The 21,020-nt window shown below is 73.3% G+C and carries 18 protein-coding genes; 11 read left to right on the top strand and 7 right to left on the bottom strand.

What is annotated here, in order from left to right:
- Nucleotides 1-127 precede the first annotated feature (127 nt).
- Entirely contained in the window at nt 128-1,492 is a 1,365-nt protein-coding gene (locus ACFY8O_RS04335; RefSeq protein ID WP_387898700.1) for a helix-turn-helix domain-containing protein, read from the bottom strand.
- Nucleotides 1,493-1,623: 131 nt separating this feature from the next.
- On the opposite strand from ACFY8O_RS04335, the gene ACFY8O_RS04330 reads away from it, so the two are divergent.
- Nucleotides 1,624-3,555, top strand: a complete 1,932-nt coding sequence (locus ACFY8O_RS04330; protein ID WP_387899574.1) for a cell division protein PerM — start codon at nt 1,624-1,626, stop codon at nt 3,553-3,555.
- A gap of 19 nt (nt 3,556-3,574) precedes the next feature.
- On the opposite strand, the gene ACFY8O_RS04325 is transcribed toward ACFY8O_RS04330, so the two are convergent.
- Nucleotides 3,575-4,519, bottom strand: coding sequence for a hypothetical protein (locus ACFY8O_RS04325; protein ID WP_387898697.1), 945 nt, complete (start codon nt 4,517-4,519; stop codon nt 3,575-3,577).
- Between the two features lie 239 nt (nt 4,520-4,758).
- On the opposite strand from ACFY8O_RS04325, the gene purN reads away from it, so the two are divergent.
- The 3 genes from purN (at nt 4,759) to ACFY8O_RS04310 (ending at nt 8,648) form a co-directional block, all read left to right on the top strand.
- A complete protein-coding gene (gene purN / locus ACFY8O_RS04320) occupies nt 4,759-5,415 on the top strand; it encodes a phosphoribosylglycinamide formyltransferase (protein WP_145803915.1) in 657 nt (218 codons plus the stop codon).
- Nucleotides 5,402-6,955, top strand: a complete 1,554-nt coding sequence (gene purH / locus ACFY8O_RS04315) for a bifunctional phosphoribosylaminoimidazolecarboxamide formyltransferase/IMP cyclohydrolase (protein WP_387898693.1) — start codon at nt 5,402-5,404, stop codon at nt 6,953-6,955. The genes purN and purH overlap by 14 nt, the downstream gene beginning before the upstream one ends.
- Before the next feature lie 199 nt (nt 6,956-7,154).
- Nucleotides 7,155-8,648, top strand: coding sequence for a DUF2079 domain-containing protein (locus ACFY8O_RS04310; protein WP_387898690.1), 1,494 nt, complete (start codon nt 7,155-7,157; stop codon nt 8,646-8,648).
- A 77-nt stretch (nt 8,649-8,725) separates the two neighbouring features.
- On the opposite strand, the gene ACFY8O_RS04305 is transcribed toward ACFY8O_RS04310, so the two are convergent.
- Nucleotides 8,726-9,475, bottom strand: coding sequence for an RDD family protein (locus ACFY8O_RS04305; protein ID WP_387898688.1), 750 nt, complete (start codon nt 9,473-9,475; stop codon nt 8,726-8,728).
- A 227-nt stretch (nt 9,476-9,702) separates the two neighbouring features.
- Here ACFY8O_RS04305 and ACFY8O_RS04300 point away from each other — a divergent pair, with 227 nt between their 5' ends.
- Both ACFY8O_RS04300 and ACFY8O_RS04295 read left to right on the top strand, forming a co-directional pair.
- A complete protein-coding gene (locus tag ACFY8O_RS04300; RefSeq protein WP_145803907.1) occupies nt 9,703-10,581 on the top strand; it encodes a bifunctional methylenetetrahydrofolate dehydrogenase/methenyltetrahydrofolate cyclohydrolase in 879 nt (292 codons plus the stop codon).
- Between the two features lie 21 nt (nt 10,582-10,602).
- Entirely contained in the window at nt 10,603-11,334 is a 732-nt protein-coding gene (locus tag ACFY8O_RS04295; protein ID WP_387898685.1) for a DUF3017 domain-containing protein, read from the top strand.
- A gap of 145 nt (nt 11,335-11,479) precedes the next feature.
- Here the strand turns inward: ACFY8O_RS04295 and ACFY8O_RS04290 are convergent, their stop codons facing one another.
- Nucleotides 11,480-12,016: a DUF1707 SHOCT-like domain-containing protein gene (locus ACFY8O_RS04290; protein WP_387898682.1), complete on the bottom strand. Its 537-nt coding sequence runs from the start codon at nt 12,014-12,016 to the stop codon at nt 11,480-11,482.
- Nucleotides 12,017-12,556: 540 nt separating this feature from the next.
- Here ACFY8O_RS04290 and ACFY8O_RS04285 point away from each other — a divergent pair.
- Both ACFY8O_RS04285 and ACFY8O_RS04280 read left to right on the top strand, forming a co-directional pair.
- Nucleotides 12,557-13,618, top strand: coding sequence for a helix-turn-helix domain-containing protein (locus ACFY8O_RS04285; RefSeq protein WP_387898679.1), 1,062 nt, complete (start codon nt 12,557-12,559; stop codon nt 13,616-13,618).
- A 183-nt stretch (nt 13,619-13,801) separates the two neighbouring features.
- Complete coding sequence (locus ACFY8O_RS04280; protein ID WP_145803900.1) at nt 13,802-14,791, top strand: malate dehydrogenase; 990 nt, start codon at nt 13,802-13,804, stop codon at nt 14,789-14,791.
- Nucleotides 14,792-14,913: 122 nt separating this feature from the next.
- Here ACFY8O_RS04280 and ACFY8O_RS04275 read toward each other — a convergent pair whose 3' ends face one another.
- A complete protein-coding gene (locus ACFY8O_RS04275; RefSeq protein ID WP_387898676.1) occupies nt 14,914-15,651 on the bottom strand; it encodes an isocitrate lyase/PEP mutase family protein in 738 nt (245 codons plus the stop codon).
- 200 nt (nt 15,652-15,851) lie between these two features.
- The gene (locus ACFY8O_RS04270) at nt 15,852-16,367 is read right to left on the bottom strand and encodes a carboxymuconolactone decarboxylase family protein (protein ID WP_387898672.1); all 516 of its coding nucleotides are present in this window, start codon (nt 16,365-16,367) and stop codon (nt 15,852-15,854) included.
- Between the two features lie 47 nt (nt 16,368-16,414).
- Between ACFY8O_RS04270 and pdxR the strand changes: the two genes are divergently transcribed.
- From pdxR to ACFY8O_RS04255, 3 genes are all read left to right on the top strand, one after another.
- Complete coding sequence (pdxR, locus tag ACFY8O_RS04265) at nt 16,415-17,809, top strand: MocR-like pyridoxine biosynthesis transcription factor PdxR (protein WP_387898669.1); 1,395 nt, start codon at nt 16,415-16,417, stop codon at nt 17,807-17,809.
- A gap of 315 nt (nt 17,810-18,124) precedes the next feature.
- Nucleotides 18,125-18,400 (top strand): hypothetical protein, encoded by a 276-nt coding sequence (locus ACFY8O_RS04260; RefSeq protein WP_145803892.1) that lies wholly within the window; start codon nt 18,125-18,127, stop codon nt 18,398-18,400.
- A gap of 7 nt (nt 18,401-18,407) precedes the next feature.
- A complete protein-coding gene (locus ACFY8O_RS04255) occupies nt 18,408-19,595 on the top strand; it encodes a glutathionylspermidine synthase family protein (RefSeq protein WP_387898665.1) in 1,188 nt (395 codons plus the stop codon).
- A gap of 214 nt (nt 19,596-19,809) precedes the next feature.
- Here ACFY8O_RS04255 and rocD read toward each other — a convergent pair whose 3' ends face one another.
- A complete protein-coding gene (gene rocD, locus ACFY8O_RS04250; RefSeq protein WP_387898662.1) occupies nt 19,810-21,018 on the bottom strand; it encodes an ornithine--oxo-acid transaminase in 1,209 nt (402 codons plus the stop codon).
- Between the last annotated feature and the right edge of the window lie 2 nt (nt 21,019-21,020).

Raw genomic sequence — 21,020 nt, 5'->3', positions numbered from 1 at the left:
TCCCTGGGGGGTCCCCCCCCCCCCCGGCCGCCCCGGCCCCCCCCCCGGCGCCGGCCCCCCCCCCCCCCGGGGGGGGGGGGGGCCCCGCGCCGTTTCCGTGCACCGGGGGAGCGGCCGGGAGGCGTGGTCAGGGGACCTTCGGGACGAGGCGCTCCGGTCCGTGGGTGAGTTCCTCCCGCAGCAGTTTCTGAAGCTTCAGGTCCTGCGGTGTCAGCTTCTCCGGTCCACCTCGCGGGGGTACGCCGCCCACGCGATGGGGCGGTGACAGCGGCTGCTCGTACTGGGTGGGGGCCGTCTGGAGCGTGAAGGCCGTGGTCCCGACGAGCAGCACCGCGAAGCCGATCGCCGCGCGGGTCCAGAGCCGGGCGACGCGCTCCCCGGCCGCGCGCACGGTGTGGGCGGGGGGCGGGGCGGGCAGGTCCTCGGCCAGGGCGAGCGCGCCGAGCCGCTCGTGCAGCAGTTCGGACCGGCCGGCGGTACCGGCGGGCTCGGCCAGGGCGGGCAGCCGCTCGGTGACGGAGGCCCGCGCGTTGATCAGCCGGTTCGCGGCGGCCGGCGTGCTGGCCTCCGTCTCCGCGGCCGTCTCGGGCAGTCCCAGCCCCACCCCGTCGTGGAGCAACAGCGTGCGGCGGTACGGGACGGGAAGGCCGAGCAGCGCCTCGAGCAGGGCGCGCCGGTCCGGGTCCTCGGGCAGCGCGTCGGGCCGGCGGTGCGTACGGCGCAGCCGGTGCCAGGGTGACAGCGCGAACTCGTACGCGGCGGCCCGCACCCACCCTGCGGGATCCCTGTCCCTGGCCACCTCGGGCCAGCGCTGCCAGGCGATTTCGAAGGCGTGCTCGACGGCTTCCCGGGACAGTGTCCGGCGGCCCGTCAGCAGGTAGGTCTGGCGGGTGAGGCCCGGAGCCGCGTAGTCGTACAGGGCGTCGAACGCCGCTTCCGCGGTGAGACCTCCCGGGCCCCGCGGGGGCTGCGCCGTGGCATCCGGGAGGGGAACGCCGCCCTTCCGCAGCCCCGGTGACGGTGTGTCCGGTGAGGGTGCGCTCGGCGGAGGTACGTCGGCCGGCGGCTCGTCCGGAGGCGGTGGCGTCCTGTCCGACGAGGTGTCCGACGAGGTGTCCGGCGAGGGGGCGGCGCTCGACGGTGCGCCGGGAGAGGGCGCGCCCGGTGACGGTGCGTCGGGCACGGGGGCCGGGGCGGTGCCGGGCTCGGTCGGGGACATCGTGGTGCTCCCGGTGGCTTCGACGGAAAGGTGCGGCCCGGTGCGGCTCCCGGTGGAACCGATCAGCCGGGCGTAGGCCGCGCGCCGGCGGCCCTTCGGGCTGGTGCGGCCCGTTTCCCAGGCGCGGACGGTGGCGGGGGTGACGCCCATGGCCGCCGCGACCTGTTCCTCACTCAGTGCCCGGGCCTCGCGGAGCCTGCGGCGCTCCTTGGGGGAGGGCAGAGGGGCGGCGGGCGCCGGGCCGGTGGTGCTGCCTGCCGTGCGCGGCGTCATGTCCGCTCCCCGTCCGTGGTGCCACTGAACTGGGTGAAAAAGTACATAAACGTATATTGGGCGACACAGCGGCCATTCGCCCGTTACACGGAATAAGCGCGTGTCGTTGGCAGCATGGCCGTGTGACCCAAGTGACCGAGCGCAGCACGATGTTGCCCGCCGGGCGGAGCAGGTCCGCCGTTCTCGCCTCCGCCTTCGCGCGTGGGGTGCTCGCCGCGGGGCTCGGACTCGGCTCGCTGGCCGTCCTGGTCATGGTGCTGTGGATCAGCTCCCCGTATCCCGACAGCGGGCCGGACGGCGCCTTCCACGTGGCGACCTCGCTCTGGCTGCTCGCCCACGGCGCCGAACTCGTCCGGGCCGACACGGTCGGAGGTCACCCCTCGCCCGTGGCGACCGTGCCGCTGCTGCTCGGCCTGCTGCCCGTATGGCTCGTGCACCGGGCGGCCCGGGACTCCGCCGACCCCGAGAGCGAGGCCGACGACGAGGCCGGTGCCAGGCACGCGGCGGCCGGGGGCGGGGAGGCGCGGGGCCGGCACTCGGCCGTCGGGGCCTGCTGCGCGGTCAGCGCCGGATACCTGCTGGTGGTGCTGGGCGCTGCCGAGTACGCGCGGAGCGGCGTCCTGCCCCCGGAGCGGGCCTCCCTCGCCTTCCCCGTCGCCTTCGTGGTGGCCGGAGCCGCCGCCGCGGGGGTCTGGGCCGCGCGCGGGCGGCCGGTGACCCCCCTGCTGGTCTGGGCGCCGCTGCGGGTGCAGGAGGCTGCCGCCCGCACCCGGTTCCGGGCCAAGGCCGGTGCGGCGGTGCGGGCCGCCGCTGCCGGAATGCTGGCGCTGCTGGGTGGCGGGGCGCTGCTGGTCGCGGTGGCGCTGCTGTGGCACGCGGGGGCGGCGCGGGAATCGTTCCTGGGGCTCGCGGGCGACTGGGCGGGCCGGGTCTCCGTCCTCCTGCTGGCCGCCGCTCTCGTACCGAACGCCGCGATGTGGGCAGCCTCCTACGGTCTCGGTCCTGGATTCGCCCTCGGTACGGCGTCCACGGCCACCCCGTTCGCTTTCACCGGGCCCCCCGCGCTGCCGGAGTTCCCGCTGCTCGCGGCGGTGCCCTCCCACGGCCCTGGTACGGCGGTGAACTGGGCGGCGGTCGCGGTGCCCGCCGTGGCCGCCCTGGCCGTGGCCCGGTTCACCGCCCGGGGGGCGGCGCCGGTGCGCGGGGAGCGCGAGGAGGCGTGGAGCCAGGGGCACACGGCGCTGGTGGCGGGACTGGCCGCCGCGGGCTGTGGGGCCGGTGCCGCGGCGCTGGCGGCGGCGTCGGGCGGGCCGCTGGGCACCGGGGCGCTGGCGGAGTTCGGCCCGGTGTGGTGGCTGGTGGGTCCCGCGGCCCTCGCCTGGACGGCCGTGGTCGGCGTGCCGGCGGCGCTGTTGCTCAGGGCGTGGCGGCTGCGGGAACAGCGGTGGGGGTGGCGCTGGGACGCGGCGAAGGCCGCGCCCGTGCAGGCGGAAGCGAAGCCGGAACAGGCGGGGGAGAGGAAAGCGGAGCGGGGCGCCGCGGACGGGCCCGGACAGCCGGTGGACGAGGGCGCACAGCCGTACGACTTCCTGTCGGCGGACCCATGGCACGCGGACGGGGCGAGGGAGCTGCGCTGGGCCGCGCTGCGCAGGAGCTCGGGTGGCCTGATGGCGGGATTCTCGGAGGTCCCCGGGCCCGGGGACCGCGCGACGGCCGTCCGGGAGGCGACGCCGTCCGGGGCGCGGTCCGACGCGGCTGCGCCGGAGCTCGCACGGGTGACGGAGGGTGCGGCGCCCAGGGCGGAATCCCGGGCGAAGGGGGCGACGGAGCCCGGCTCCGCAGCTGCCGTCGAGTCCGTCGAGTCGGTCGGGCGGGCCGACCGTGGTGCCGAGCGGGCCGGCAGGGGCGTCGAGCGGGCCGGCGCCGGTGCCGAGCACCGAGCGCAGGCCGACGGCGGCTCCCGCAGCCAGGAAAGGACCGACGGTACCGCCGCGCCCGGCGAGCCGGCCGGCCAGAACCCGGTTGCCTCCGGGCAGCCCGGTCCCGGCCAGGACCCGCGGTGATCGCCCGGAGGGGGCGGAGCTACTCCCGCACGCCGAAGAAGGGCTCCAGCGGGTCGGGCAGCTTGGCGTTGCAGGACAGCGCGCCGGTCTTGGTGAGCGCGTCGTTCACGCAGGTGTAGTAGTCGCGGTAGACCAGCTGGACCGTGTATCCCGTGGCGACGATCGCCAGGGCCAGCAGCGCCGTCACGAGGCCGCTGACGGCCGCCGTCGTCTGCTGGCGGCCGGTGTTCTGCGCCTGGCCCGGCGCCACCCCGGGCGCGGCACCCGGCGTTGCGGGCGCGGGCGTCCGGTCCTGGTCCCGCGCGTCACCCGTGGCGGCCGTCGCCGTGCCGGCCCCGTGGGTCTTGCGCGGCCCACCGCGCAGCGCGCTGATCGACCAGTAGACGGCGAGGGCACCGAGGAGCAGCGCGATCTCGGGGAGGTCGAACAGGGCGAAGAAGAAGGCCCACATGCCGCCCAGCACCGCATAGCGGGCACGGCGCTGCGCCGGGTCCGTCGGGTCCCACCGGAGCCCGCCGGGGTTGCCCTCGGGGCCCCCGCCCTGGCCGCCCGGCCCGCCGGTGCCACCGGGACGGCCGCCGAAGCCGCCGCCCTGCCGGCCGGGCTGCCGGTCGCTCCACTGGCTGCCCCAGGCCGGCCGGTCGCCGCCGCCCTCACCGTTCCCGCCGTTGCCGTTGCCGTGGTCGCCCGGCGCGTGCGAGGGGTGACGCGGCTGCCAGGGCTGGTCGGGCCGGTCCTCGGGGGGCGCGGCGAACGGATTGTCGTCGGAGGGCCCGGAGGCGGACCCCGAGGAAGCCCCTCCCGCGGAAGAGGACCCCGAGCCCGAGGAGGAGCCCGAACCCGAGGAGGGCCCCGAGCCCGAGGAGGGTCCCGAGTCCGGCGAAGAGGACTGGCGTTCCCGCATCAGCATGGATGCCCGCTCGGGCAACGGGTGGCCAAGGGCGGTGCGGAGGCGGTCCGGCATGTGGTGAACGTCTTCCCCATCTCGTCATTTCCGCCCGGGGGCGGTTCCCTGACCCCTGACGCTACCTCTCGGCCACGCCCCCGTCCCGTGGGGGCCGCCAGCAGTGCCGGTATCGTTGCTGACGGTCGGACCGTTCGTAGAGTTCCCCGTATCCCGGGACGAGCCTCTTTCGTACGACCATACAAACGCATCTCCTGTACATCGCGTATCCGCTCCACCACGCGAGAAAGGGCCCTGCCGTGGCCTCCCCGCCCCCCTCCGCCGCTCCGGCCCGTGTGGTCGTGCTCGTCTCCGGTTCAGGCACGAACCTCCAAGCACTGCTCGACGCGATCGGTGACGATCCCGAGGGCTACGGCGCCCGGATCGTCGCGGTCGGCGCGGACCGTCACGGCACCCTCGGCGTCGAACGCGCCGAGCGTGCCGGGCTTCCCACCTTCGTGTGCAAGCTCGGCGAGTACGCGAGCCGCGACGCCTGGGACGCCGCCCTGACCGCGGCCGTGGCCGCGCACCGCCCGGACCTCGTCGTGTCGGCGGGGTTCATGAAGATCGTGGGCAAGGGCTTCCTCGCCGAGTTCGGTGGCCGTGTCGTCAACACCCACCCCGCCCTGCTCCCCAGCTTTCCCGGTGCTCACGGCGTCCGCGACGCGCTCGCGTACGGCGTGAAGGTCACCGGGTGCACCGTCCACTTCGTCGACGACGGCGTCGACACCGGTCCGATCATCGCGCAGGGCGTGGTCGAGGTGACCGAAGAGGAAACGGCGGAGGGCGAAGCCGCCCTCCACGAACGCATCAAGGAAGTCGAGCGCAAGCTGCTCGTCGAGGCCGTGGGGCGGCTCGCCCGCGACGGCTATCGCATTGAGGGACGAAAGGTTCATCTCGGTCATGTCGGTGAATAAGCCCATCCGCCGCGCCCTGGTCAGTGTCTACGACAAGACGGGGCTCGAAGACCTCGCCCGCGGTCTGCACGAGGCGGGTGTCGAGCTGGTGTCCACCGGCTCCACCGCCGGGAAGATCGCCGCCGCCGGAGTACCGGTCACCAAGGTCGAGGAGCTCACCGGCTTCCCCGAGTGCCTCGACGGCCGCGTCAAGACGCTGCACCCCCGCGTGCACGCCGGCATCCTCGCCGACCTTCGCCTGGACGCCCACCGTGAGCAGCTCGCCGAGCTCGGCGTGGAGCCGTTCGACCTCGTGGTCGTCAACCTCTACCCCTTCAAGGCCACCGTCGCCTCGGGTGCGTCCGACGACGAGTGCGTGGAGCAGATCGACATCGGCGGTCCGTCGATGGTCCGCGCCGCGGCCAAGAACCACCCGTCCGTGGCAGTCGTCACCAGCCCGGAGCGCTACGCCGACGTGCTCGCCGCGGTCAAGGCGGGCGGCTTCGACCTGACCGCCCGCAAGCGGCTCGCCGCCGAGGCGTTCCAGCACACCGCCGCGTACGACGTGGCCGTCGCCGCCTGGTTCGCCGACGGCTACGCCGCCGCGGACGACTCGGGCTTCCCGGACTTCTCCGGTGCGACCTTCGCGCGCAAGAACGTCCTGCGCTACGGCGAGAACCCGCACCAGCCCGCCGCGCTCTACACCTCCGGCGAGGGTGGCCTCGCCGAGGCCGAGCAGCTGCACGGCAAGGAGATGTCCTACAACAACTACACGGACACCGACGCCGCCCGCCGCGCCGCCTACGACCACGCCGAGCCGTGCGTCGCGATCATCAAGCACGCGAACCCGTGCGGCATCGCCATCGCCGACGACGTCGCCACGGCGCACCGCAACGCGCACGCCTGCGACCCGCTGTCCGCGTTCGGCGGCGTCATCGCCGTCAACCGCCCGGTGACCGTCGAGATGGCGGAGCAGGTCGCGGAGATCTTCACCGAGGTCATCGTCGCCCCGGCGTACGAGGACGGCGCCGTCGAGGTGCTCGCCCGCAAGAAGAACATCCGGGTGCTGCGCTGCCCCGACGCCCCGGCCTCCGAGGTCGAGGTCAAGCCGATCGACGGCGGTGCCCTGCTCCAGGTCACCGACCGCCTCCAGGCCGACGGTGACGACCCGGCCAACTGGACCCTCGCCACCGGCGAGGCGCTCTCCGCCGAGGAGCTCCGGGAGCTGGCCTTCGCGTGGAAGGCCTGCCGCGCCGTCAAGTCCAACGCGATCCTGCTCGCCAAGGACGGTGCCTCGGTCGGCGTCGGCATGGGCCAGGTCAACCGGGTCGACTCCGCGAAGCTCGCGGTCGAGCGCGCGGGTGAGGACCGGGCGCGTGGCTCCTACGCCGCGTCCGACGCCTTCTTCCCCTTCCCCGACGGCCTGGAGATCCTGACCGCAGCCGGCATCAAGGCCGTCGCCCAGCCGGGCGGTTCGGTCCGTGACGAGCTGGTCGTCGAGGCCGCGAAGAAGGCGGGCGTGACCATGTACTTCACGGGCACGCGCCACTTCTTCCACTGACCCGCAGATCGCAGCAGCACCGCAGGCCGCACCCTCCGGGGGTGCGGCCTGCGGTGCGTCCCGGCGTGCGGAAGCCGTCCGTCGCTCTGTTCTGGAGCCGGTCGACCCTCTGTTCTAATAGATGGCCTTGCCGGACCGCGGCGGGCGGGACCGGTGCGACCGGCAGTTGACCAGTGGGGGATTCCGTTGCGGGGGCGTCGTGGTTGATCTGAACCAGAGCGGGACCGAGGTGTCGCAGGACCAGCCCCCGGCCGGGGACCGCACGCGGGACGAGGAGCGGACCCCGTCGGGGAGCACGCCGCATCCGGCACCGCCGCGCCCGTACCTCATCGCCGCCGCGGCCCTGTGCGCGCTCTACTTCCTGTACGCCTACCTGCGGTACAGCCACTTCCAGTCGCCCTCCTGGGACCTGGGCATCTTCGAGCAGGAGGTGCGCGCGTACGCCGGGTTCGACGCCCCGGTCGTCGACATCAAGGGCCCCGGCTATCTGATACTCGGCGACCACTTCAGCCCTCTGGTGGCGCTCCTCGTCCCGCTCTACTGGATCTGGCCGTCCGCCGTCGCCCTGCTGTTCGCCCAGGCCGCCCTCTTCGCGGGCTCCGCCGTGATCGTCGGGCGCACCGCCCAGCAGATCCTGGGCGGCCGTTCCGGCCTCTGCGTCACCGTCGCGTACGGGCTGTCCTGGGGGCTCCAGGAGGCGGTGAAGGCCGACTTCCACGAGATAGCGCTCGCGGTCCCGCTGCTGGCCCTGGTCTGCCGCGCCCTCCTCATGGAGCGCTGGCGGGCCGCGGTCCTCTGGTCGCTGCCGCTGGTGCTGGTCAAGGAGGACCTCGGCGTCACCGTCGCCGTCGTCGGTGCCCTGCTGGCCGTGTACGGGCGCCGGCTCCAGGGCTTCCTGCTGGCCGCCTTCGGTGTGTGCGCGTTCGCGGTGACCGTACTGGTCCTCATACCGGCCGCCAGCAGCGCGGGGACGTACGACTACTGGAAGAAGATCGAGGAGAACGGCGGCCAGGAGGTCTCCCCGCTCGACTCCGTCCTCGGTGTGCTCAACTCGTCCGTCAAGCTGGAGATGCTGGTCTTCCTGGTCGGCATCACGGCCTTCATGGCACTGCGCTCCCCCCTGATCCTGCTCGTCCTGCCCACGATCGGCTGGCGGCTGCTCTCCCAGGACTCCAACCACTGGGGCATGGTCTGGCACTACAGCGCGATCCTGATGCCCGTGGTGTTCCTGGCCATGGCCGACGGCATCCGCCGCAGCAGGAGCTCGAAACGGCCCTGGCTGGCCGCGTACGCCGATGTCGCGGTCCCGGTCGCCCTGGCGGTCGCCGTCGCCCTCACCCAGCACCTTCCGTTCCGGGAGCTGCTGCGCCCGGAGACGTACCGTGCCGACGCGCGCACCCACTTCGCCGAACAGGCCCTGGAGGCCATCCCGGCCGGTGCCAGGGTGGAGACGGACATCACGCTGATGGCCCACCTCACCGGCGACCGCACGGTCTACTGGGTGGGCGGCGCCCCGGGCACCGCGCCCGACTTCGTCGCGATCAACCGGGACTTCGGGTGGTCCCGGCCGATCGACGACCCGGTGAAGTACGCCGAGCAGCTCCATCCCGAAGCGCGCTACCGGGTCGCCCGCGAGGCGGGCTCCTTCGTCGTCATGGAGCGGACCAGCCCGGAGCCGCCGGCTTTCCGGTAGCGCGGCGGCCCCCGTCCCGGACAGCACGAAGGGCCGGATCTCTCCGGCCCTTCGTGGCGGCTGAGCGGTCGTGCGAACTACTTCTTGATCACCAGGGTGCCCGCGGCACGGTCGTGCCAGCCCTGCAGCTTCCCGGAGTTGTCGAAGAACGGCGACAGGTAGACGAGGAGCGCGCCGATGTAGCAGAGGAAGACGCCGACGATCGGGATGATGTAACGGATGAAGCCGCCGCCGATACCCGGGTTCTGGCCCGTGTTCTCCTTGACCACGCGCAGGCCGACGGCCATCTTGCCGACCGTGGCGCCGAGGAAGGCGATCATCAGCCACTCGTAGAGCAGCGTGATCAGAGCGAAGATCAGGATCATCCCGAGCATCGTGGCGATGATGCCGGCGCTGGCCTCGTTGACACAGTCCTGGTAACCGGGGTCCATGTACGTGCCGCAGTCGTCCGTGCTCTCGGCGATACCCAGGGCGCCGGCGAGACCGATCGCGCTGAGGATGCCGTACAGCACACCGATGACGACACCGTCGATGGCGCGGGCGCCGAGACGGCGGCCCATCGTGGCCACCTGGACGGTGCCGAGCGCGGGGATGTTGATGTAACCGTTGTTGGCCTGGAGTGTGCCCGGCTGCTGCTGGGGGTAGCCGTAGGCGGGCTGGCCCTGCGGCGGCACACCCGGCTGCTGCGGGTAGCCGTAGCCCGGCTGACCCTGCTGCGGCGGAACGCCCTGGGGGGCCTGCTGCGGGTAGCCGTAACCGGGCTGGCCCTGCGGCGGCTGCTGGCCGTACGGGTTGTTCGGGTTCTGGTTCGGGTCGCCGAAACTCATGTGGGCGGTTCCTCCAACGTGCAAGCGGGGACGACGCGGCCGCACGGAGGAAAGAAAGGTCAGTGGTCCGCCCCCCGGTACTTCTGCGGCACTGCGGCCATAATCGTTATAAGCAACACGTAAGTTTGTCCAGTCGCAATGACTGGCTGTTGCCCAAGTGCAACATCACGTAGGCCGAGGCACCCGCAATTGGTACGCGGGGCAGGTCATCCGCGAAGATGGGTGTCATGACTGCCCAGATTCTCGATGGCAAGGCCACCGCAGCTGCGATCAAGTCCGATCTGACCGTCCGCGTGGCGGCCCTCAAGGCGCAGGGCATCACCCCCGGCCTCGGAACCCTCCTCGTCGGGGACGACCCGGGCAGCCGCTGGTACGTGAACGGCAAGCACCGTGACTGCGCCCAGGTCGGCATGGGCTCCATCCAGCGTGAACTCCCCGACACCGCCACCCAGGAGGAGATCGAGGAGGTCGTACGGGAGCTCAACGCCAACCCGGACTGCACGGGCTACATCGTGCAACTCCCGCTCCCCAAGGGGATCGACACCAACCGCATCCTGGAGCTGATGGACCCGGCGAAGGACGCCGACGGCCTCCACCCGATGAACCTGGGCAAGCTCGTGCTGAACGAGACCGGCCCGCTGCCCTGCACCCCGCAGGGCGTCGTCACCCTGCTCCGCCGCCACGGCGTGGAGATCAACGGCGCCCATGTGGTCGTCGTCGGCCGGGGCGTCACCATCGGCCGGCCGCTGCCGCTCCTGCTGACGCGCAAGTCCGAGAACGCGACGGTCACCCAGTGCCACACCGGCACCCGTGACCTCTCGGCGCACCTGCGCCAGGCCGACATCATCGTCGCCGCCGCCGGTGTGCCCCACCTGATCAAGCCCGAGGACGTGAAGCCGGGCGCGGCCGTGCTCGACGTCGGCGTCAGCCGCGACGAGAACGGCAAGATCGTCGGAGACGTCCACCCCGGTGTCGCCGAGGTCGCGGCCTGGGTCGCGCCCAACCCGGGCGGTGTCGGCCCCATGACCCGCGCCCAGTTGCTGGTCAACGTGGTCGAGGCGGCCGAGCGCGCCGCCGCCGAGGCCTCCGCCGCATCCGCCGGCTGACCCGGACCGGAGAGAGACGGCATGGGTGCTGGTGCGAGCCCGGTGGACGGCACGCACGCGGACGGACCGGCCGAGGAGGCCGGGCCGTCCGCGTCCGGGAAGGCAGCCGGGACGCCCGGGGAGACCGTGACGTCCCGCGAGCCGGGGACGCCCGAGGAGACCGCCAGGTCAGGGGAGGCCGGGATGGCCGGGAAGACCGCGACACCGAAGGACGCCGTGACGCCGGAGGATGCCGCGAGGGCCGCGGAGGGTGGCGCCGCCGAGGGCGCGGTGGCGCCGGAGGGTTCCGTGGCGTCAGGAGACGCCGTACCGGCGGACGGCACCGGTGAGCCGGCCGGAGGCAGTGGTTCGACCCGGGCGCCCTCGCGCCGCTTCTCGCTGACCCGCGACACCGCGCGCCCCGAGGGCGGCGGCCGTGCGGCACCCGGCGACGCCCCCGCTCCCGCACGCCAGTGGCCGCTGCTCACGGTGCTCTCCACGGCGGCGATCGGGTTGCTGATCGTGGGGACCGACCTGTTCGCCGAGGCGTTCAGGATCGGCGCGATACTGATGGGCGTCGCCCTGCTCACCGGGGCGGTGCTGCGCTGGGTCGTTCCCTCCGTCGGCATGCTCGCCGTGCGGTCCCGGTTCACCGACCTCGTCACGTACGGCCTGATGGGGACGCTGATCGTGCTGCTGGCCATGATGGCGCAGCCCAAGCCGTGGCTGGACCTCCCGTTCCTCCAGGACGTGGTCCACTTCACCATCCGCTGACACCGCCGCGTTCCGGCCCACGGGGCCGTCCGGTCACCGGCCGGGCGGCCCCGACGCCGTGCGGCCCCGCACGCGGCGGGGCGGGAGACCTCCGGCGGCGGCATCCTTCGAAGCCGAGGGGACCTGGACGCAGCCCTGCGAGCCGTCAGCGGCGTGCGTGGCGGATGGTCAGCCGCCCGAACCCCATGGTCCCGGAGATCCGGATCGTCGGCCCGGCGGAGCCGGAGCGACGCCGGGTCCTGTGGCGCACGTCCTTCCACCCGGTGTGCAGACCCTCCACGTCGACGACGGCGTCGCGAGGCACCGTGACCTTCGCCCGGCCGGTGCCGAGCTGGAGCTCGATGTCGATCACCGGATGCTCGACGACCGCCCGGGACAGGTCGAGGTGCACCCTGCCGAACGCGGACTCGACCTTGAGGCTCCGGGGTACGCGCCACGCTCCGCGCCGCTTGATCCGTCCGGCCGCGGCGGCGATGGTGGACGAGGTGTTCGCCTTCCCGGCGGGGAGCGAGGTCAGAGGCGCCGCCAGTTCACCGGAGGTCCTGGCGGTCAGCGCCTGGTGGAGGCGCGCGTCCAGTTCCTCGTGCGAGAGATGCCCTTCGGCGTACGCGTCCTGCAGCCGCCCGACGGCCGCGTCGCGGTCGTCCTCGCTCATCGGCGGGTCCTCCGGCAGGGAGCTCACCGGTCCACAGTAGCGCGGTGTGCCTCAAGTCCCCGGGAAAGTGGGGTGATTGAGGGGCCGCCCTGGGAAGTGGAGGGTGGTGCCCGTCCCCTCCCCCGAAAAGGGACGGACACCGGACCGGGCACACCGGTGCGGGAAGCACCGGAATGAGGTGAGTTGAGCGGCCTTGCCCTGTCGTGTGACAAGCGTCATGGACATGAGGTTCTGGTTCAAGGGATGCCTGGCGCCTGTGGCACGGAAGTGACCATTCCGCCATCGTGTGATCGCTCCGCAACGACCGGGACCCGATGCCCGGCCGGTACACGGGGCCGATGCCCGGCAGGTGCGCGGGACTTCGAGGGCTCGCAGGTACTACGGCGCACTACGGATCCCGTACTCATACGGAATGCACCCGTGCACCCCTTTGTCCGGAACTGCCGACCTGGAAGCGTGCATCCTTCCGGGTAGTCCGAAGCGTGGGGCCGTACGGGCGTGGCCGAGGGGGCAAGGCCGCGTGGGGGAGCCGGGAGAGGCCCCGGGGGAATCGACTGGGGGGAAGCAATGCCTCGTTGGAAGGCACTACCGGAGGAACTCGACCCGCAGCTGCGGGAGTTCGCCGGACAGCTGCGACGGCTCGTGGACCGGAGCGGGCTGAGCCTCGCGGCGGTCGCCGACCGCACCGGCTACAGCAAGACGTCCTGGGAGCGCTATCTGAACGGCAGGCTGCTCGCGCCCAAGGGCGCCGTGGTCGCGCTCGCCGAGGCGACCGGCGCGCAGCGGCATCATCTGACGACGATGTGGGAGCTCGCGGAGCGCGCCTGGAGCCGCTCCGAGATGCGCCACGACATGACGATGGAGGCCATCAGGATCTCCCAGGCGCGCGCGGCACTCGGTGAGGCCGGAGTGGCGCCCGCCCCGCTCGCGGGCGGGGCGGGCACGGGTCTCTCCGTCGCCGCCGGGCCCGGGGGCGACGGCGGCCGGCCATCCCTCGATCCCGTGCGGCACGGCGCCGTCGCCCGCGTTCCGCGGCAGCCCGGGCCGGCGACGGCGGCGGACGCCGCGGGCCCGGGTGGCGCCGGAGGCCGTACGCCCCGTGCCCCCGACGGGAGAGGGGGCCGCCGGCGCAGGGTGACGATCTCCGCAGCGGCGGCCGTGGGCGCGCTCCTGCTGGCAGCGGTCGCCGCCCTGCTCGCCGATCCGGACGGTGGCGGGCACGCCCCCGGCACGGTGTCCGCCGCGACCCCGCCCGGCCGGTCGTCCGGGAGCGCACCGAACCTGCCCGACGGGGTCGGGTGCGAGGGCGCCGCCTGCACGGGGCAGGACCCGGAAGCCATGGGGTGCGGAGGGCGGTCCGCCGGGACGGTCGCCAGGGCCACGGTCGGCGGCGGCCTCCTGGAGGTCCGCTACAGCAAGGTCTGCGGCGCCGCGTGGGCCCGTGTCACGCAGGCGTCCACCGGCGACACCGTACGGATCATCGCGGGTACGGCGGAACAGGAGGGCCGGGTGGACGAGGGCGCCGACGCCGACGCCTACACCCTGATGGTCGGCGTGGAGAAGGCCTCCGACGCGAAGGCGTGCGCGACACTCGCGTCGGGGACGACCGGCTGCGCCGTACCGGAGTAGCCGCAGCGGCCTCACCACGGGAGATAGCGGTACGTGACCGGCTGTGTGCGGTGCCACAGGGGGGCGGGCAGCCGGGAGGGCGCGGGTCGGATAGCCTGACCGCTGGATATCTCTTCACGTCAAGATTCAGGGATGTCCAGCACCAGGGGCACCCCCACCGCCAGCTGTCTAACGGAGATCGCCATGACCCGCACTCCCGTGAATGTCACCGTGACCGGCGCAGCCGGCCAGATCGGCTACGCGCTGCTCTTCCGCATCGCCTCCGGCCACCTGCTCGGCCCGGACGTGCCGGTCAACCTCCGACTCCTCGAGATCCCGCAGGGCCTGAAGGCCGCCGAGGGCACCGCGATGGAGCTCGACGACTGCGCCTTCCCGCTGCTGCGCAACATCGAGATCACCGACGACCCGAACGTCGGCTTCGCCGGTGCGAACGTCGCCCTCCTGGTCGGCGCCCGCCCGCGCACGAAGGGCATGGAGCGGGGCGACCTGCTCTCCGCCAACGGCGGCATCTTCAAGCCGCAGGGCAAGGCCATCAACGACAACGCGGCGGACGACATCAAGGTCCTCGTCGTCGGCAACCCGGCCAACACCAACGCCCTCATCGCGCAGGCCGCCGCCCCGGACGTACCGGCGGAGCGCTTCACCGCGATGACGCGCCTGGACCACAACCGCGCGATCTCGCAGCTGGCCGCCAAGACCGGTGCCGCCGTCTCCGACATCAAGCGGCTGACGATCTGGGGCAACCACTCGGCGACCCAGTACCCGGACATCTTCCACGCGGAGATCGCCGGCAAGAACGCCGCCGAGGTCGTCAACGACGAGGCGTGGCTGGCCGACACCTTCATCCCGACCGTCGCCAAGCGCGGCGCCGCGATCATCGAGGCCCGTGGCGCGTCCTCGGCCGCCTCCGCCGCCAACGCCGCCATCGACCACGTGCACACCTGGGTCAACGGCACCGCCGAGGGCGACTGGACCTCCATGGGCATCCCGTCGGACGGCTCCTACGGTGTCCCCGAGGGCATCATTTCCTCCTTCCCGGTCACCACGAAGGACGGAAAGTACGAGATCGTCCAGGGCCTGGACATCAACGAGTTCTCCCGTGCGCGCATCGACGCGTCGGTCAAGGAGCTCACCGAGGAGCGCGACGCGGTCAGGGAGCTCGGCCTGATCTGATCCGACCGGACACCGGCCACCCGCCGGACCCGGGACCTCATGAGGGCGCCCCCCACGGCATCTGCCGCGGGGGGCGCCCTCATGCGCGGGTCCGGCAGCCATGAGCTCGGAAACCCGCCGGCTCAGCGGCCGAGCAGCCGGTCGCCCAGGCCGCGCACCGCCTCCGCGGCCCTGCGCTGCAACTGGGGCCCGAAGGTGATCCGCGCCGCGCCCAGCTCGCCGAGCCTGCGGGAGGCGGCGGGACCGTCGGGTGAGCCGAGGGCGTTGAGCGGCACGGGCACCGCAGCGGCGAGAGCGGGAAGCGCCTCGGCCGGGGCCATGATCGGGTAGACGCAGTCCGCGCCCGCCGCCGCGTAGAGCCGGGCCCTGAAGACCGTCTCGGCGGCCAGGTCCGTGACCTCCCGTCCGCCGTGGATGTACGTGTCGACGCGGGCGTTGACGAAGAGGCGGTCACCCGCCGCCGCCCGCACCTGCGCGAGCCGGTCGGCATGCCGCCGCGGGTCGGTGAGGACGCCGTCGGCCGAGTCCTCCAGATTGCAGCCCACCGCACCGGCCTCCCGGAGGCGCTCGACGAGCTCGTCCGGTTCGAGTCCGTAACCCGCCTCCACGTCCGCCGACACGGGGACGGAGACGGCCCGGGCGATCCGGGCCACCGCCGCGAACATCTCGGCGGCGGGCGTGCGCCCGTCGGCGTGTCCGAGGCAGGCCGCGATGCCGGCGCTCGGTGTCGCGAGCGCCGGGAAGCCGGCGTCCTCGAACGCCCGGGCACTCGGGACGTCCCACGGGCCGGGCAGGACCAGCGGATCACCGGGCTCGCGGCCGAGGTGCAAGGCGCGGAAGGCGGACACGAGGTCGGTCATGGGGGCTCCGTTGCGGGAAAGGGCGGCGGCCCGACGCGGTTCCGGGCTTGGCGGGGCCGCCGCGATCACCCGCCGGCAGGCCTCGCGTCGCGGGCCCGTCGGCGGGCATCGGCCTCCGGGCCTGGCGGCGGGCGTCGCGTTCCGGACCGGCGGCAGGCTTCGCGTCGCGGCCGTCGGCGGGCTGCGAGGACGGCCGTCCGTCAGTGGCCGAGGGAGCCGGGCGTGTAGTGCCCGGGCGCCAGCCGGCAGGTGACACCGAAACGGTTCCACGCGTTGATCACCGTGATCGAGGCGATCAGCTGGGCGAGCTCGGCCTCCTCGAACCGCTCGGCGGCCCTGGCGTAGACCTCGTCCGGCACGAAACCGTCGGTCAGGACCGTGACGGCCTCCGTCAGTTCGAGCGCCGCGATCTCCTTCTCCGTGTAGAAGTGGTGCGACTCCTGCCAGGCGCTGAGCTGGACGATCCGCTCGACGGACTCGCCCGCGGCGATGGCGTCCTTCGTGTGCATGTCCAGGCAGAAGCCGCAGTGGTTGAGCTGCGAGGCGCGGATCTTCACGAGCTCCAGCAGCTTCGGGTCGATCCCCTTACGGGCCGCCGCGTCCAGCCGGACCATGGCCTTGTAGACATCGGGGGCGAGTGTGGCCCACTGGAGGCGGGCGGGGTGCTCGGGGGCGCGGTCGTCGGTGCGGGAGTCGTGCTGGGTCTGAGTCGTCATGCGTACGACGCTAACGGCCGGGTGGCACACCGGTATGGTCCATTTCCATGACGGATTCCTGGGCCGCTTTCGGAGCCGACCTGCACATCGAACCGGTCGGCGCGGGACTGCGCAGCGGACTGATGAACGCCCTGCGGGACGCCGTGCGCACCGGGAGGCTGGCCCCCGGCACCCGGCTGCCCTCCTCCCGTACGCTCGCCGCGGACCTCGGGATCGCGCGCAACACCGTGGCCGACGCCTACGCGGAGCTGGTGGCGGAGGGCTGGCTCACCGCGAGGCAGGGCTCGGGGACCAGGGTCGCCCGGCGGGCGACCGCCGCCGTCACCCGGGGGGCCCGGTCGCGCCCGGTGCGGCGGCGCCCCACCCACAATCTGATGCCGGGCTCGCCGGACGTCTCCTCCTTCCCGCGGGCCGAGTGGCTGAAGGCGGCGCGGCGCGCTCTCACCTCGGCACCCGACGCCGCGTTCGGCTACGACGACCCGCGGGGCAGGGCCGAGCTGCGCGGGGTGCTGGCGGACTACCTGGCGCGGGCACGCGGGGTGTACGCGGACCCGGAGCGCATCGTGATCTGCTCGGGCTTCGTCCACGGGCTCTCGCTGATGGGCAAGGTGCTGCGGCGCCACAGGGTGCGCGCGACGGCCGTCGAGTCGTACGGGCTCGACATCCACCGGGACCTCCTGGCGGAGGCGGGCCTGCGCACCCCGCGCCTCCCCGTGGACGGACTCGGCGCCCGGACCGGCGAGCTGGCGGACGCGCCGGGGGTGGGCGCCGTGCTGCTGACCCCGGCCCACCAGTTCCCCACCGGGGTCCCCCTCCACCCCGACCGGCGCGCCGCCGCCGTCGACTGGGCACGGTCGTCGGGCGGGCTGATCCTGGAGGACGACTACGACGGCGAGTTCCGCTACGACCGGCAGCCGGTGGGCGCGCTCCAGGGGCTCGATCCGGACCGGGTCGTCCACATGGGGACGGCCAGCAAGTCACTGGCGCCGGGACTGCGGCTGGGCTGGATGGTGCTGCCGGACGCGCTGGTCGAGGGGGTGTGCGACGTGAGGGGCGGCCCCGAGTGGATGTCCGGTACGCCGGACCAGCTGACCCTCGCGGAATTCATCGGCTCGGGGGCGTACGACCGGCATGTGCGTGCCATGCGGCTGCGGTACCGCCGCCGCCGCGACCAGCTCGTCGAGGCGCTCGCCGAACGGGCCCCGGACGTCCGGGTCAGCGGGATCGCCGCGGGGCTGCACGCCGTCCTCGAACTCCCCGAAGGGACCGAGCAGTCGGTGGTCCAGGCGGCCACCTGGCAGGGCCTCGCACTGGAACCTCTCTCCCGCTTCCGGCACCCGGACGCGCCGCCGGGCCGCGACGGGCTGGTCATCGGCTACGGAACCCCGTCGGAGAGCGGCTGGGCGGGGGCGCTGGACGCGCTCTGCCGGGTGCTGCCGTAGGACGGAGGGGGCGCGGGCGGGCGGCCGGCGCGCGGGGGCCGGTTCTCCTGACGCACGCCGAGGCCGGGGGGCGAGGGCCCGCACTCCTGACGCCGCACCCCGAGGGCCGGGGGCGCGGTCCGGCCAGGCCTGCGCCGCTCCCGCTTCCGCGGGCGGTCCTCAGGGGGCGAGGACGTGGCGGAGGGACCCGTCCGGGCGCGCCGGGGAGGACGTTCGTGGGACCCGGTTTCGGCCACACGGGGCAGGCATCTAATCTGACTGGCGGTTCGCTACGCACGGGCAGCGGCCCGTGGAGACGACGGGGGAGAGCAGAACATGAACAGGCGCAAGCTGAGGTCGAGCACCGTGGTGCTCGGCGGCATGGGCGTACTGGCCGCGACGCTGACCGCGTGCGGATCGGAACCGGACGAGCGATGCGTCGACCCGGTGACCCAGGAGATCCTGCCGACCTACGAGTGCGAGGACGGCAACGGCAGCGGCAAGTACTACTACGGGGGCAGCAGCAGCAACAACAGGGTCTCCGGCGGCAGTTTCGACAAGTCCGCGGTCGAACGCGACGGATTCGGTTCCTCCGGCTCCAGCGGCGGCTGAGACCCTCATGGAACGCCGCACCGCCGAGCCGCGCCCCGGCTGGCAGGAGATCGTCGAGGAGCAGGGGCTGATCTACCCCCTGACCCGCTACCCGGACGGATCCCTGCGCCCTTACTGGGACGAGAGCGCCTACTACGTCTTCTCACTGCCCGAGGTCGAGGCCCTGGAAGAGGTCGTGGAAGAGCTCCACGCGATGTGCCTGGCCGCCGCCGCGCACATCGTCGAGCACGACCGGTTCGCCGATCTCGGCATCACCGACCCCCGGCTGGCGCGCCTGGTCGCGGAGTCCTGGCGGCGACGGGCCGAACTACCCTCCCTGTACGGCAGGTTCGACCTGCGGTACGACGGGACCGGCCCGGCCAAGATGCTGGAGTACAACGCGGACACCCCCACCTCGCTGGTGGAGGCCGCGAGCCCCCAATGGTTCTGGATGGAGGAGCGCTTCCCCGGCGCCGACCAGTGGAACTCCCTGCACGAGCGCCTCGTCGACGCCTGGAAACGGCAGGCGCCGCTGCTGCCGCCGGGCCCCCTGCACTTCGCCCACTCCGACGGCGACGAGCTGGGCGAGGACCTCATGACGGTCGCCTATCTGCGGGAGACCGCCGCGCAGGCCGGGATCGAGACCGAGGCGCTCTCCGTCGAGCGGATCGGCTGGGACCGGCTGTCGGGCCGGTTCGTCGACGAGCGACTCCGCTTCATCCGCAGCTGCTTCAAGCTCTATCCCTGGGAATGGCTGGCCACGGACCGCTTCGGGCCGCACGTCCTGGACACCCTCGACAACGGCGGAGGCACCGGCACCACCTGCTGGATCGAGCCCGCGTGGAAGATGCTCCTCTCCAACAAGGCGCTGCTGGCCGTCCTCTGGGAGCTCTACCCCGGCCACCCCAACCTCCTTCCCGCCTATCTGGACGGTCCCCGCGAGCTGGCCTCGGCGCAGGGGCCCGGGTACGTCGCCAAGCCCCTGCTCGGCCGCGAGGGCGCCGGCGTCACCGTCCACGAACCCGGCAGCGGGCCGGTGACGCGCGACGAACCCTGCTGTTACCAGGAGCTGGCCCCTCTGCCCGACTTCGCGGGCAACCGTGTGGTGCTCGGCGCCTGGGTGGTCGGGGACGAGGCCGCCGGACTCGGTATCCGGGAGTCGTCGGGTCTGGTCACGGACACCTACGCCCGCTTCCTGCCCCACGTCATCCTCTGAGCCCGTCCGGCCGGGTGCCCGGCAGGGCGGCCCCGCCCGTGCCGGGGGCCCTGACCTCGGGCCCACGGGCCCAAGGCAGGACGGGGCCCACGGGACGGACGGGGCCAAAGGACAGGGCGGGCGCAGGTAGGCCCAGGCCCTCAGCCCTCAGGACTCAGCCCTCAGGACTCGGCCTCCGCGGGCCGGGCCCGGCGCTTCGCCCCGCCCGCGGCGCTCACCCGGCCGCCAGGACGCCGCGGAGCTGGTCGAGGCCCCACTCCAGGTCCTCCTTGCTGATCACCAGCGGCGGGGCGATCCGGATCGTGGAGCCATGGGTGTCCTTGACCAGCACCCCGCGGTCCATCAGCTTCTCCGAGATCTCCCGGCCCGTCCCGAGGGCGGGGGAGATGTCGATCCCGGCCCACAGGCCCCGGCCGCGTACGGCCTCCACCGCACCGCCCCCGATCAGCAGTCCCAGCTCGTGGTGGAGATGGTCACCCAGCTCGGCCGCCCGCTGCTGGAACTCGCCGGTGCGCAGCATCGCGATCACCTCCAGGGCGACCGCGCAGGCCAGCGGGTTCCCGCCGAACGTCGAGCCGTGTTCCCCGGGGCCGTAGACACCGAGGACGGCGGCCGAGGACACGACGGCCGACACGGGCACCACGCCGCCGCCCAGCGCCTTGCCCAGCACGTACATGTCGGGCACGACCTCCTCGTGCTCACACGCGAAGGTCCGGCCGGTGCGGCCCAGGCCCGACTGGATCTCGTCCGCGACGAAGAGCACGTTCCGCTCCCGGGTGAGCTGCCGCACCCCGGCGAGATAGCCCGGCGGCGGGACCAGCACCCCGGCCTCGCCCTGGATCGGCTCCATGAGCACGGCCACGGTGTTCTCGGTCATCGCCGCCGCCAGCGCGGTGAGATCCCCGTACGGCACGATCTCGAACCCCGGGGTGTACGGGCCGAAGTCCGCCCGCGCCTCGTGGTCCGTGGAGAAGCTGATGACCGTCGTCGTCCTGCCGTGGAAGTTGTCCGACGCGACGATGATCTTCGCCATGCCGTCCGGTACGCCCTTGACGCGGTAGCCCCACTTCCGGGCCGTCTTCACCGCCGTCTCCACGGCCTCCGCCCCGGTGTTCATGGGCAGGACCATCTCCATGCCGCAGAGCTCGGCGAGTTGCGTACAGAAGTCGGCGAACCGGTCGTGGTGGAAGGCCCGCGAGGTCAGCGTCACGCGGTCGAGCTGCGTCTTCGCCGCGTCGATCAGGCGCCGGTTGCCGTGGCCGAAGTTCAGCGCCGAGTAGCCGGCGAGCATGTCGAGGTACCGCCGGCCCTCGACGTCGGTCATCCAGGCGCCGTCCGCCGAGGCGACGACGACGGGCAACGGGTGGTAGTTGTGCGCGCTGTGCGCCTCGGCGGAGGCGATGGCGTTCTCCGTGGTCGACACGG

It is taken from the genome of Streptomyces argenteolus, assembly GCF_042902585.1.
Lineage (GTDB): Bacteria > Actinomycetota > Actinomycetes > Streptomycetales > Streptomycetaceae > Streptomyces > Streptomyces argenteolus.
The sequence above is the reverse complement of the archived record's forward strand: the minus strand, read 5'-3'. Positions and strand labels throughout refer to the sequence as shown.